Consider the following 11,927-nt stretch of genomic DNA (forward strand, 5'->3'; position numbering starts at 1 on the left):
TCTGGAAGGCCCCGCGGTCCAGCAAAAGGCGACACGCCGATTCATTCGGAACTGACCTCTTGGCCTCACGCATCCACATCTCCGCGCACCCACCTCCCCGCCCACGCCCCCACACCTTCGCCCCCGCCCCACACGCCCCTCCGCCTCCTCAACGGCTTGCTTCCGCCTCCGCCTCGCCCCCGCGCGTCCCTCCGCCTCCGTCCGCCGGGCCTCCAAGCGCCTACGCCTGCCGCTTCCGCTTCCGAGCCCAACACCGCCCCGCCGCCGAGGGGCCGCCGCCGGCTCCAGACCCACACCACGTTCCGTCCGGCACCCAACCGAGCCACCCCTCCGCATCACCCGCCCGCCCCGACCTCCGCAGTGAACGCCACCCGCCAGACCTTCCCCGTCTCGGCGACCACCCGGCCAAGTCGCCATAGGCCGCGAACAACAAAGCCGCATCCTCACCGAACTCCGGCCCGCCCCCGCAAAGCCGTCAGCCGGTGAACACGCCGGCTCGGCGTAACACCACCAGCCGTCAACGCGCCCGGACGATCGCCGCCTCGACGCCGTCCAGCAGCAGCTCCACCCCCGCCTCGAACGACAACCGCGCCTCCCGCTCCAAATACGGCTCCCCGGAAGGCTCCCCCGAGACCGAAGCACCCAACCGGGCCACCGTCGGGAACCGCGCCGTCAAGTCCGGCACCAACTCCCCCAGCAGCGCCGAACGCGCGTACCACCAGTCCTCTTCGGACTGTCCCGTCTCGGTCGCCGCCTGGCGGGATTCCGCTGCCGCCTGGACCGAGCCGCGGACGATGTTGAACAGGGCCGAGACCACCCAGCGGACCCTCGGGAGGGGGAGGCCCGTCGATGCCAGTACCGACAGCAGCGTCTCCTGGACGTGGAACTCGCCCGGGCCCAGTACCGGGCGGGCCGGGGACACCTGCAGCAGCCACGGGTGCCTCAGGTGCAACGCCCACAGCTCGTCGGCCAGTGACACCGCCGCCGGGCGCCAGCCGTCGTCGGCCGGGTACGACGACGGGAGCTCCGCCAGTGTGCGGTCGTACATGAGGTCGACCAGCTCCGTCTTGCCCGGCACATACGTGTACAGCGCCATCGCCGTGCGGCCGAGGCGCTCGCCGACCGCGCGCATCGACAGGGCCGGCATGCCGTCGGCGTCGGCGATCTCGATCGCCGCCGACACGATCGCCTCGACGGACAGGCCCGGTTTGGGCCCGGGGCCCGTGCGCGGGGCACCCACCCGCGGTCCCCACAGCAGCTCCATGGAACGGCGGGCGTCGCCCTGACCCGCGAAGACGACCACCTTGCCGACTCCTTACACCCTAAAGTAATGTACGATCGAGAATCACTTTACAGCCTAAAGTATCAAGAAGGACGGTATGACTTCACCCAGGCGGGCCGCCGACACCCACGACGTGATCGAGGTCCGGGGGGCCCGGGAGAACAACCTGACCGGCATCGACCTGGACATCCCGAAGCGACGGCTCACGGTGTTCACCGGCGTGTCCGGCTCCGGCAAGTCGTCCCTGGTCTTCGGCACCATCGCGGCCGAGTCCCAGCGGCTGATCAACGAGACCTACAGCGCCTTCCTCCAGTCGTTCATGCCGAACATGTCGCGCCCGGACGTCGACCTGCTGGAGAACCTCAGTGCGGCCATCGTCGTCGACCAGGAGCGGATGGGCGCCAACTCGCGCTCCACCGTCGGCACCGCGACCGACGCCTACGCGATGCTGCGGATCGCCTTCTCGCGGCTCGGCGAACCGTACGTCGGCACGTCCGGCGCGTTCAGCTTCAACCTGCCCGAGGGCATGTGCCCGGCCTGCGAGGGCCTCGGCCGGGTGTCCGACCTCGACGTCGGCGCGCTCCTGGACTTCGACCTCTCCCTCAACGAAGGCGCGATCCAGGTGCCGGGCTTCACCCCGGACACCTGGTACGTGCAGACCTACCTCTCCTCCGGCTTCTACGACCCCGACGCCAAGCTCCGCGACTTCACGCCGGAGCAGCTCGACGCCTTGCTGCACAAGGACTCCTGCAAGGTGAAGGTCGGCAAGACCAACGTCACCTACGAGGGTCTCGCGGTGAAGGTCCGGCGGCTCTACCTGCACAAGGACGTCGAGTCGCTGCAGCCGAAGCTGCGCGCGTTCATCGAACGGGCCGCCACCTTCAAGACCTGCGGCGAGTGCGGCGGCGCGCGGCTGAGCCAGGCCGCGCTCTCGGCGAAGATCGACGGCAAGAACATCGCCGACTGCGCCGCCCTGCAGATCAGCGACCTCGCCGACTTCGTCCGGGACCTCGACGCGCCGTCGATCCGGCCGCTGCTGGGCAACCTGCGCGACACGCTCGACTCGCTGGTCGAGATCGGCCTCGGCTACCTCTCGCTCGACCGCGAGTCCGCGACGCTCTCCGGCGGCGAGGCGCAGCGCGTGAAGATGGTGCGCCACCTCGGTTCCAGCCTCACCGACATCACCTACGTCTTCGACGAGCCGACCGTCGGGCTGCACCCGCACGACATCGAGCGGATGAACAACCTGCTGCTCTGCCTGCGGGACAAGGGGAACACGATCCTGGTCGTCGAGCACAAGCCGGAGACGATCCGGATCGCCGACCACGTCGTCGACCTCGGGCCCGGCGCCGGCACCGACGGCGGGCGGCTCTGCTACACCGGTGACCTCGACGGCCTGCGCGCGTCCGGCACGCTCACCGGGCGCCACCTCGACCACCGCGTCACCCTTCGCGAGCACGTGCGCGAGCCGGCGGGCCACCTGCGGATCACCGGTGCGAAGCTGCACAACCTGCGTGACGTCAGCGTGGACGTCCCGCTCGGCGTGCTGACCGTCGTGACCGGCGTGGCCGGGTCCGGGAAGAGCTCGCTGATCCACGGCTCGCTGGCCCACCGCGACGACGTCGTCGTGGTCGACCAGTCCGCGATCCGCGGGTCGCGCCGCTCCAACCCGGCCACCTACACCGGCCTGCTCGACCCGATCCGCACCGCCTTCGCCAAGGCCAACGGCGTCAAGGCGAGCCTGTTCAGCGCGAACTCCGAAGGCGCCTGCCCGAAGTGCAAGGGGCTCGGCGTGATCTACACGGACCTGGCGATGATGGCCGGCGTCGCGTCGGTGTGCGAAGAGTGCGAGGGCCGCCGGTTCACGCCGCAGGTGCTGACGTACGAGCTGCGGGGCAAGAACATCAGCGAGGTCTTCGGGATGTCCGTCGCCGAGGCGCGCGAGTTCTTCGCCACCGGCACCGCGCGGACGGTGCTCGACCGCCTCGCCGACGTCGGCCTCGGCTACCTGCGGCTCGGCCAGCCGCTGACCACGCTCTCCGGCGGCGAGCGGCAGCGGCTCAAGCTGGCGATCCGGATGGCCGAAAAGGGCTCGACGTACATCCTCGACGAGCCGACGACCGGCCTGCACCTCGCCGACGTCGACCAGCTGCTCGCGCTGCTGGACCGGATCGTCGACGCGGGCAACACGGTGATCGTGATCGAGCACCACCAGGCCGTGATGGCCCACGCCGACTGGCTGATCGACCTCGGCCCGGGCGCCGGCCACGACGGCGGGCGCGTGGTCTTCACCGGGACACCGGCCGAGCTGGTCGCGGACGCGTCCACCCTCACCGCCCGCCACCTGCGTGAATACCTGGGGAAGCCGTGACCGCGACCGGGCTGCTCGAAGTGACCGCGGTGCGCTGCCCGACGCCGCGCACGGTCCGCGTCACCTTCACCGGGGACGGCCTCGAAGAGCTGGAAGCGTGGCCCGACCAGCAGCTCAAGCTCCTGTTCCCGCCGCCGGGCCGCCCGGTCCGGCTGCCCGCGGCCGACGGCGACGTCCTGCGCTGGTACCAGGCGTACCTCGAGATCCCCGAGGCGGAGCGGCCGGTGATGCGCAGCTACACGGTCCGCGACCGGGCGCCCGCCACGATCGACGTCGAATTCGTCCTGCACCCCGGCGCGGACGGCCCGGCCACGGCGTGGGCCCGGACGGCGGCACCGGGTCAGGTCCTCGGCCGCTACGGCCCGGACGCGGCCTACCGCCGTCCGGTCCCGGCGGCCGGCACGGTGCTGCTCGCGGGCGACGAGACGGCGTTGCCCGCGATCGCCACCCTGCTGTCCGAAGTGAACAACGCGGTGGCGTTCGTGGAAGTCGCGGACGCGGCCGAAGAGCAGCCGCTGCCGCACGTCCGGTGGCTGCACCGGGACGGCGCCGAGCACGGCAGCCGCTTGCTGGAAGCGGTGCGCGACACGGCATTGCCGGCGGGCTCGGCGGCGTGGCTGGCCGGCGAGGCGTCGACGGTCCGCGCCCTGCGACGGCACCTCGTCGAGCGCGGCCTCGACAAGACCGCGATCGAGTTCACGGGTTACTGGCGGCGCAAGCTGACCCAGGACGACGCCCCGACCCCGGAGGATCTGGCCGACGCGCGGGAAAAGCTCGGTGGCTGAGTCGCGTCACCAGGTGACCGGCAGGCTGTGCACCCCGTACACGAGCATGTCGTCCTTGAACGCCAGGTCCGCCACCGGCACGGCGAGCCGCAGGTCCGGGATGCGGCGGTACAGCGTGCCGTAGACCACCTGCAGCTCCACCCGCGCCAGCGTCTGGCCGAGGCACTGGTGCACGCCGTAGCCGAAGGCGACGTGGTGGCGGGCCTCGCGGGTCACGTCGAGGCGGTCGGCGTGCTCGAACACCGCTTCGTCGCGGTTCGCCACGTCGCCCGCCGCGATGATGCCCTCCCCCGCGCGGATGACCTCGCCGCCGACTTCGATGTCTTCGGTCGCGACGCGGCGGCGTCCGGTGTGCGTGATGTTCAAGTAGCGCAACAGCTCTTCGACCGCGCGGCGCAGCAGGCCGGCGTCGCCGTCGCGCACCAGCGCCAGCTGGTCCGGGTGTTCCAGCAGCGCGACGGTGCCGAGGGCGATCATGTTCGCCGTCGTCTCGTGGCCCGCGACCAGCAGCAGCTGCCCCATGGACGCGACCTCTTCGGCGGTCATCCGGCCGGTCGCGTACTGCGTCGTCGCCAGCTTGCTCAGCACGTCGTCACCCGGCGCCGCGGCCTTCCGCTCGACGAGCCCGCCGAGGTACCCCAGCAGTTCTTCGGTGGCCTGCACGGCTTCCGCCGGGGTCGCCGTCCGCGAGACCATCACCTTCGTGATGTCCTGGAACAGTTCCCGGTCCTCGTACGGCACGCCGAGCAGCTCGCAGATGACGAGCGACGGCACCGGCAGCGCGAACGCGGGCACCAGGTCGACCGGCTTCGGGCCGGCCAGCAGCCCGTCGACGAGGTCGTCGACGATGCGCTGGATCGCCGGGCGCAGCGCCTCCATCTTCTTGACCAGGAAGTCGCCGGTCAGCAGCTTGCGCTGGGCCGCGTGCTCGGCGCCGTCCATGGTGATGAACGACTTCGCGCGATGCCGCCGGGCCGCCGACGCCGCGCTCTGGTGCGGATAGCCGGGCCGGTCCGAGTCGGCGCTGACCCGCGTGTCGCGCAGCACCGAGCGGACGTCGTCGTAGCGGGTGACCAGCCACGGCGTCTCGCCGTTCCACAGCCGCACCCGGGAAACCGGTGGCAGCTCGCCCAGTTCGGCGGGCGGGTCGAAGGGACACCGCCGGGTCATCGGAAACGCGGGCACACCGTCCACCGGATACCTCCCGGAGCTGCCGGAAATTTACATAGCCATGCTAAGCATCTTCCGGCAGCCCCGCCACTCCCCGCTGCGCCATCCGGGGCGTTCGCCCCGAGCCGGGGGCGCCGCCACCCGGAACCCCCGAAAGCCGGGGGTCAGGCGAACACCAGCGACACCAGCTCGTCGACGAACGGCTCCACCAGCTCGGCCCCCGTCCGGTTCAGCGCGCTGTGGAACAACGCCACCCGCCCGTGCGCGCCGACGAACACCACCGCCGCCGCGCGGCCGGGGGTGACGCGCAGTTCGTGCCCCGCCTCGACGCAGCGCACGAACCCCGCCGTCAGCCGGTCGATCACGTCCAGCAACGGGCCTTTCGGGCGGGATCCCGGTTCCAGCTCGGACGCGCCGTTCGCCAGCATCAGGCGGTAGTGCCCCGGATTCCGCATCGCGAAGGCGCAGTAGGCGTGAATCTGTGCGCGGATGCGGCCGATGACGTCGGTTTCGCCGAGCGACTCCTCGGCGACGCGCATCGATTCGGCCAGCCGCGCGTATTCGTGGTCGAGGAGCCCGCGCACCAATTCCGCACGATCGGAGAAATGCTGGTAGATGCTCGCCGGTGCGATGCCGACCGCCCGCGCCACACCGCGGATCGTCAGCCCGTCCTCGCCGCCGAGCTCGGCCAGCAACCGGCCCGCCGCTTCGAGGATTTCCCCGCGCAGCCGTTCGCCTTCGCCCCAGCGGTTCCTCGTTCGGCCGATTCCGGCCGCGACGTTCTCCGGCACCCGCACATTCATACGCCCGGGTGAACCGGGGCCGTATTCCGGGGTGCCGGAAACCGCATTCCGAATGGTCAGGAAACCAGCGCGGGGTAGAGGCCGGGGAGCTCACCGGACAGCCCGGCGCGCACGTTCCGGGTGACGTCGTCGGCGAGCACCTCGAACCGGCCCGCTTCGACGCCGTCGAGCGCGAGGCCGGCCACGACCGCCGGGTCGACCTTCGGACCGTCGACGTGCTTGGCCATGTCGGTGTCCATGTAGCCGACGTGCAGCGCGGTCACCTGCGTCTTCTGCGGCGCCAGCTCCAGGCGCAGCGCGTTGGTCAGCGACCAGGCCGCCGACTTCGCCGCGGAGTAGGCCGCGACCTGCGGTGCGGTGAACCAGGAAAGCACCGACAGGACGTTGAGGACCGCGCCGCCGCCGTTGCGCTCGAGGATCGGCGCGAACTCGCGCGTCACGGCCAGCGTGCCGAAGTAGTGCGTGTCCATCTCCAGCCGGATGTCTTCCAGCCTCCCGCCGAGCAGCGTCGACCCGGTGGACGAGCCGGCGTTGTTCACCAGCAGCGTGACGTCGCCCGCGCTCGCGGCCGCTTCCCGGATCGACGCCGGGTCGGTCACGTCCAGGCGCAGCGGCACCACGCCCGGCAGGTCGACCGACTCGGGGTTCCGCGCGGCGGCGTAGACCTTGGCCGCGCCCCGCGCCAGCAGCGCTTCGGCGAACTTGCGGCCGAGCCCGCGGTTCGCCCCGGTGACCAGCACGACCGCACCCTTGATGTCCATGACGAGCTCCTCTCGCACCTGGCTTGCTTTTTGCAAGCTAGCTGAACCCGACCCTACGGCGTAAACTTGCTCGGAGCAAGCCAGGTAGGAGGGATCACAGCATGAGCCGCCGCACCACGTGGGAGGACAACGCCTGCCCCATCGCCCGCGCCGCCGACATCCTCGGCGAACCGTGGACGTTGCTGATCCTGCGCAACGCGACCGCAGGCACCACCCGGTTCGAGGACTTCCGGAGCCAGCTCGGCATCGCCGACAACGTCCTGACGACGCGGCTGGCCAAGCTCGTCGAACGCGGCCTGCTGACGAAGCTCCCCTACCGCGACGGCGGCCGCACCCGCCACGAGTACCGGCTCACCCAGGCCGGTTCGGACGCGTTGCCGGTGCTGCACGCCCTCGGTGCATGGGGTGACGCGCACACTTCGACGACGAGCGCGTACGGCCCGATGAAGCTGGTCCACGCCGGCTGCGGGCAGCTCACCCGGCCGGGCGCGGCGTGCGACGCCTGTGGAAAACCGCTGGTCAGGGACGACCTGGTGTGGCGCGGCTCATGGCTGAGCGAGGGCGAGATCCCACTGGCGGATCCCGTCGGCTGAGCCGATCGGCGCATCCTCGTATGCGCGTTCATGCATGTCAAGACTCCGCCGTGGTTGGTAAATCACCGTTCGCCACGCAGTACGAAAGTCGGGTCACAAGAGCCGGGCGATTTTGTAAGTTCGACACCCAGCGCGCGCAAACCCGGCAAATTCCCCACGGCAAGGAGTCGTCCCGATGTCCAGGAAGTACCTGCTGCCCGGCGCCGCCGTCGCGCTGGCGATGATCGCGACCCCGCTGACGGCCGGCCCGGCCTTCGCTGCTCCGGAAGCGGCCACGGTCGTCTACTACGACACCTCGGACGCCCCCACCTTCCGCGACGTGATCAACGCGGGCGCGGCGAACTGGAACGCGGCGGTGTCGAACGTCAAGCTCGAGGAGAGCTCTTCGGGCGCCACGCTGCACTACACCGAGGGCAACGACCCGCAGGGCTCGTACGCCCAGACCGACGGCCACGGCAGCGGCACGATCTTCATCGACTACACCCAGGCCGAGCAGTACAACCAGACCCGCATCGCGGCCCACGAGACCGGCCACGCGCTGGGCCTCCCGGACCACTACGAGGGCCCGTGCTCGGAACTGATGTCGGGCGGCGGCCCCGGCCCGTCCTGCACGAACGCGAACCCCAACTCGGAGGAGTCCTCGCAGGTGGAATCCCTGTGGGCCAGCGGCTTCGCCGGCGCGCGCAAGGCGCCGACCCGCGTCTACGAGGTGACGATGCCGGTCAAGTGACCAGCATCTGACGTCGTCGGGGGAGGCCGCACCGGGTACGCCCGGTGCGGCCTTCGTGCGTCGGCCCGCGATCGTCCGCCCGGCCGGAACTGCCGGGGGTGACGGCTAGGTTCGGGGCATGCTCACCACGCTGGCCGTCGCGAACTACCGCTCGTTGCGCGATCTCGTGCTGCCGCTGTCCGGGCTGACGGTGGTCACCGGTCCGAACGGCAGCGGCAAGTCGAGCCTCTACCGGGCGCTGCGCCTGCTGGCGGACGCGTCCCGCAACGGCGCGGTGGCGGCGCTGGCCCGCGAAGGCGGCCTGCCGTCGACGCTGTGGGCGGGCCCGGAGACGGTCGGCCGCGCGGTGCGCGAAGGCCGCGCCCCGGTCCAGGGCACGGTCCGTTCGAAGGCGGTCGGCCTTCGCCTGGGCTTCGCGGGCGACGAATTCGGCTACGCCCTCGACCTCGGCCTGCCGGTCCCGGGCGAGACGGTGTTCAACCTGGACCCGGAGTTCAAGCGCGAAGCGGTCTGGTCCGGGCCTGTCCTACGGCCCGCTTCCCTGCTGGCGGACCGGGCCGGTCCCACGGTCCGCACGCGCGTCGCTTCGGGTGGCTGGGGTCCGGAGCAGTTCAAGATCCGGCTTTCGGACAGCATGCTGAGCGAGTTCGCGGACCCGCGCGCGTGCCCGGAGCTGCTGGTCGTGCGCGAGCGCATCCGGTCGTGGCGCTTCTACGACCACTTCCGCACGGACGCTTCGGCCCCGGCCCGCCAATCTCGTGTGGGAACGCGCACGTTCGTGTTGTCCCACGACGGCGCGGACCTGGCGGCGGCCCTGCAGACGATCATCGAGGTGGGCCGCGCCTCCGAGCTGGCTTCCCTGGTGGACGCGGCCTTCCCGGGGTCCCGGCTCTCGGTGGTGTCCACGGACGGTTCGCTGTCGGTCCGGTTCCACCAGCACGGGCTGCTGCGGCCGTTGTCGGCGGCGGAGCTGTCGGACGGGACGCTGCGGTACCTGCTGTGGATGGCGGCCCTGCTGACCCCGCGCCCGCCGGAGCTGCTGGTCCTGAACGAGCCGGAGACGAGCCTGCACCCGGACTTGCTGCCGGCGCTGGCGGCGTTGATCGCTACGGCGGCGAAGGAGACGCAGGTGGTGGTGGTTTCGCACGCGTCGGCGTTGATCCGGGCGCTGTCCGAGGTGGCGGAGGTCGGGATGGTGGAGCTGGAGAAGGAGTACGGGGAGACGAAGCTGCTGGGGCAGGGACGGTTGGACCGGCCGTCGTGGCACTGGCCGGCCCGCTGAGGGGGTGCCGCCGATGTCATGAACGAGTCGTTCATGTCGTCCGGCGCGATGAACGAGTCGTTCATGACGTCGCAGCGCGCGGCCGGGGTTGCTCGATGCCCCGGCAGCTCGGCTCGCCACCCGCCCCGACCGCCGGTGAAGGCGGGCCCAACGGCCCTACTCCCCCGGCGAGCCGAGCCCGATCGTGGACGGGCACGTTCCCCGGCCCGAAAGCTGCCGATCATGCGGTTTCCCGCTCTCGCCACCGGACTCCTGGCCGCCGCCGCCCTGGTCGGTGCCTGTTCCGCGACGCCCGCCGCGCAGACTCCGCGACCCGTGCCGACCACGGTCACCGCGGAGCCCGTGACCGTCACCGTGACCACCGCGGCCACGGCCACGGTCACCACGACCACCACCGCGCCGGCGCGCAAAGCGCCGACCACGCGTCCCAAGGCCGAGGACTGCCGGACCGGCAGCTGCCTCAACGCCGCGCGCGGGCTCACCCAGGAGCAAGTCCTGCGTGACCGGGATGCCTGGCTCGCCACCCACCCCGGCTGGTGCGCGGCCGGCGTGACCGGGGCCGTCGCGCCCTGCTGATCACTCCAGCAGCCAGGCCAGCGAGCCGTCGGTGGCCATCGCCGAGACCGCTTCCGCCACCGAGTCCGGGTCGGACGACGGCAGTACCAGCAAGTTCTCCGCGTAGAACCGCGTGGGGCGCGGCTGGTTGCCGGACCAGTGCGTGGTCTCGAGGTCCGCCCACCCCAGCGTCACCGCCAGCTCCTCCGGTGAGAACACCCGCAACGGAAACCGCCGGTCGCCGCGGGACAGAACGCCGTCCGAGTACGACCACGCACCCGCGGGCCCCGGCCCCGCCGAAAGCAGCCAGTCGAACCGGCCCTCGGCCCCCAGCCGGCCGATCTCCTCCTCCGCCGCCGAGCGGGTCACCTCCGGGACCACCACCACGTTCGCGTCGTAGTAGTAGTGCCGCGGCTCGTCCTCGACGACCTGGACGATCCGCGTCGAGTCGAACAGCATCATCGGGAAACGCCGGTCGCCGTGCGCCAGCTGGGCGTGCAGCACCACGCCGCGGTCGGCTGCCAGCAGCCAATCACGCCAGTCGAAGTCCTCCGGGGTGAGCAGCTCCCACGTCACCGGCCGCGGGTGCTTTCCCGGATCTCCAGCGCGAACGGCGTCTGGATGTCCTGCGCCGGCACCGCCTTGTCGCCCGTGATGCGGCGGTGGACCAGGTCGATCGCCGCCTCCGCCAGCGCCGCCTTGTCCGGGGCGATCGTCGTCAACGACGGCAGGGAGAACGCGCTCTCTTCGTTGTTGTCGAAGCCCACGATGGCCACGTCCTCCGGGACCCGCAGCCCCAGCTCCGCCACCGCGCGCATCGCGCCGATCGCCAGCAGGTCGTTGAAGCAGAACACCGCGTCGGGCGGAGATGGCAACGCCAGCAGCGCCTTCATCGCCGCCGAACCCACCGAGCGGTGCCACTTCTCCGCCGGGGCCACCAGCGCGTCCGAATAGGACAGTCCCGCGTCCGAGAGCGCCGCCTCGTAGCCCGCCAGGCGCTGCGAAGACGTGCCACGGGCGGGGTTCCGGCCGATGGCCGCGATCCGCGTGCGCCCCAGCGAGGCCAGGTGGGACACCGCCGTGCGGGCGGCCAGGACGTTGTCGATCGCCACGTGGTCGATCGAGACGTCCACCGCGTGCTCGCCCAGCATCACCAGCGGGATCTCGCCCGGGGACGGGAAGTCCGCCGCCTCCAGGGCTTCCGGGTGCACCAGCGCGCCGTCGACCAGGTGCGGGCCCAGCGACGACAGCGTCTCGCGCTCCCGGGACCGGGTGCCCTGCGTCTGTTCGATGAGGACGCTCCACCCGCGCTTCTGGGCCGCCGTGATGACCAGGCCGGCCAGTTCGCCGAAGTACGGGATCGACAGCTCCGGCACCATCAGCGCCAGGAACCCCGTGCGGCCGCGACGCAGGTTGCGCGCCCCGACGTTGGGCCGGTACCCGGTCGCCGCCAGGGCTTCCTCGACCCGCCTGCGGTTCTCCGGCTTCACGAACGCGTAACCGTTCACCACGTTCGACACCGTCTTCACCGACACTCCGGCGAGCGTGGCGACGTCTTTGAGCGTCACGGTCACGGGCGGCTCCTTCTCAGGTGG

At 71.4% G+C, this 11,927-nt stretch carries 12 protein-coding genes; 6 read left to right on the plus strand and 6 right to left on the minus strand.

Annotated elements, in window-relative coordinates; genetic code table 11:
• Nucleotides 1–517: 517 nt before the first annotated feature.
• On the minus strand, nt 518–1,303 hold the full coding sequence (locus tag AB0B33_RS33145) for a TetR/AcrR family transcriptional regulator (RefSeq protein ID WP_360779009.1): 786 nt from the start codon (nt 1,301–1,303) through the stop codon (nt 518–520).
• A 76-nt stretch (nt 1,304–1,379) separates the two neighbouring features.
• On the opposite strand from AB0B33_RS33145, the gene AB0B33_RS33150 reads away from it, so the two are divergent.
• Both AB0B33_RS33150 and AB0B33_RS33155 read left to right on the plus strand, forming a co-directional pair.
• Nucleotides 1,380–3,653 carry an excinuclease ABC subunit UvrA gene (locus AB0B33_RS33150; RefSeq protein WP_360779011.1) on the plus strand — a complete coding sequence of 758 codons (2,274 nt, stop codon included), beginning with the start codon at nt 1,380–1,382 and terminating at the stop codon, nt 3,651–3,653.
• Nucleotides 3,650–4,438: a siderophore-interacting protein gene (locus AB0B33_RS33155; RefSeq protein ID WP_360779014.1), complete on the plus strand. Its 789-nt coding sequence runs from the start codon at nt 3,650–3,652 to the stop codon at nt 4,436–4,438. Before AB0B33_RS33150 ends, AB0B33_RS33155 begins: the two co-directional genes overlap by 4 nt.
• A 6-nt stretch (nt 4,439–4,444) precedes the next feature.
• Here the strand turns inward: AB0B33_RS33155 and AB0B33_RS33160 are convergent, their stop codons facing one another.
• The 3 genes from AB0B33_RS33160 to AB0B33_RS33170 form a co-directional block, all read right to left on the minus strand.
• A complete protein-coding gene (locus AB0B33_RS33160; RefSeq protein ID WP_360779265.1) occupies nt 4,445–5,608 on the minus strand; it encodes a cytochrome P450 in 1,164 nt (387 codons plus the stop codon).
• A 164-nt stretch (nt 5,609–5,772) separates the two neighbouring features.
• Nucleotides 5,773–6,336, minus strand: a complete 564-nt coding sequence (locus AB0B33_RS33165; protein WP_315863299.1) for a TetR/AcrR family transcriptional regulator — start codon at nt 6,334–6,336, stop codon at nt 5,773–5,775.
• A gap of 131 nt (nt 6,337–6,467) precedes the next feature.
• Nucleotides 6,468–7,172, minus strand: coding sequence for an SDR family oxidoreductase (locus AB0B33_RS33170; RefSeq protein WP_360779017.1), 705 nt, complete (start codon nt 7,170–7,172; stop codon nt 6,468–6,470).
• Nucleotides 7,173–7,273: 101 nt separating this feature from the next.
• On the opposite strand from AB0B33_RS33170, the gene AB0B33_RS33175 reads away from it, so the two are divergent.
• The 4 genes from AB0B33_RS33175 (at nt 7,274) to AB0B33_RS33190 (ending at nt 10,353) form a co-directional block, all read left to right on the plus strand.
• Nucleotides 7,274–7,765: a helix-turn-helix domain-containing protein gene (locus AB0B33_RS33175; RefSeq protein WP_360779020.1), complete on the plus strand. Its 492-nt coding sequence runs from the start codon at nt 7,274–7,276 to the stop codon at nt 7,763–7,765.
• A gap of 175 nt (nt 7,766–7,940) precedes the next feature.
• On the plus strand, nt 7,941–8,495 hold the full coding sequence (locus AB0B33_RS33180; RefSeq protein WP_247014247.1) for a snapalysin family zinc-dependent metalloprotease: 555 nt from the start codon (nt 7,941–7,943) through the stop codon (nt 8,493–8,495).
• 118 nt (nt 8,496–8,613) lie between these two features.
• Nucleotides 8,614–9,777 carry an AAA family ATPase gene (locus AB0B33_RS33185; protein ID WP_360779023.1) on the plus strand — a complete coding sequence of 388 codons (1,164 nt, stop codon included), beginning with the start codon at nt 8,614–8,616 and terminating at the stop codon, nt 9,775–9,777.
• A gap of 222 nt (nt 9,778–9,999) precedes the next feature.
• Entirely contained in the window at nt 10,000–10,353 is a 354-nt protein-coding gene (locus tag AB0B33_RS33190) for a hypothetical protein (RefSeq protein WP_360779026.1), read from the plus strand.
• Here the strand turns inward: AB0B33_RS33190 and AB0B33_RS33195 are convergent, their stop codons facing one another.
• Together AB0B33_RS33195 and AB0B33_RS33200 are read right to left on the minus strand one after the other, a co-directional pair.
• Nucleotides 10,354–10,908, minus strand: a complete 555-nt coding sequence (locus AB0B33_RS33195) for a hypothetical protein (RefSeq protein ID WP_360779029.1) — start codon at nt 10,906–10,908, stop codon at nt 10,354–10,356.
• Entirely contained in the window at nt 10,905–11,906 is a 1,002-nt protein-coding gene (locus AB0B33_RS33200; RefSeq protein ID WP_247014255.1) for a LacI family DNA-binding transcriptional regulator, read from the minus strand. Before AB0B33_RS33200 ends, AB0B33_RS33195 begins: the two co-directional genes overlap by 4 nt.
• Between the last annotated feature and the right edge of the window lie 21 nt (nt 11,907–11,927).

Source organism: Amycolatopsis sp. NPDC049159 (assembly GCF_040648295.1).
Lineage (GTDB): Bacteria > Actinomycetota > Actinomycetes > Mycobacteriales > Pseudonocardiaceae > Amycolatopsis > Amycolatopsis pretoriensis_A.

What these genes read in the sequence shown, in the direction of transcription:
- AB0B33_RS33190 (WP_360779026.1), top strand. Translation starts at nt 10,000, where the DNA reads ATGCGGTTTCCCGCTCTCGCCACCGGACTCCTGGCCGCCGCCGCCCTG.
- AB0B33_RS33150 (WP_360779011.1), top strand. Translation starts at nt 1,380, where the DNA reads ATGACTTCACCCAGGCGGGCCGCCGACACCCACGACGTGATCGAGGTC.
- AB0B33_RS33160 (WP_360779265.1), bottom strand. Translation starts at nt 5,608, where the DNA reads ATGACCCGGCGGTGTCCCTTCGACCCGCCCGCCGAACTGGGCGAGCTG.
- AB0B33_RS33180 (WP_247014247.1), top strand. Translation starts at nt 7,941, where the DNA reads ATGTCCAGGAAGTACCTGCTGCCCGGCGCCGCCGTCGCGCTGGCGATG.
- AB0B33_RS33170 (WP_360779017.1), bottom strand. Translation starts at nt 7,172, where the DNA reads ATGGACATCAAGGGTGCGGTCGTGCTGGTCACCGGGGCGAACCGCGGG.
- AB0B33_RS33175 (WP_360779020.1), top strand. Translation starts at nt 7,274, where the DNA reads ATGAGCCGCCGCACCACGTGGGAGGACAACGCCTGCCCCATCGCCCGC.
- AB0B33_RS33185 (WP_360779023.1), top strand. Translation starts at nt 8,614, where the DNA reads ATGCTCACCACGCTGGCCGTCGCGAACTACCGCTCGTTGCGCGATCTC.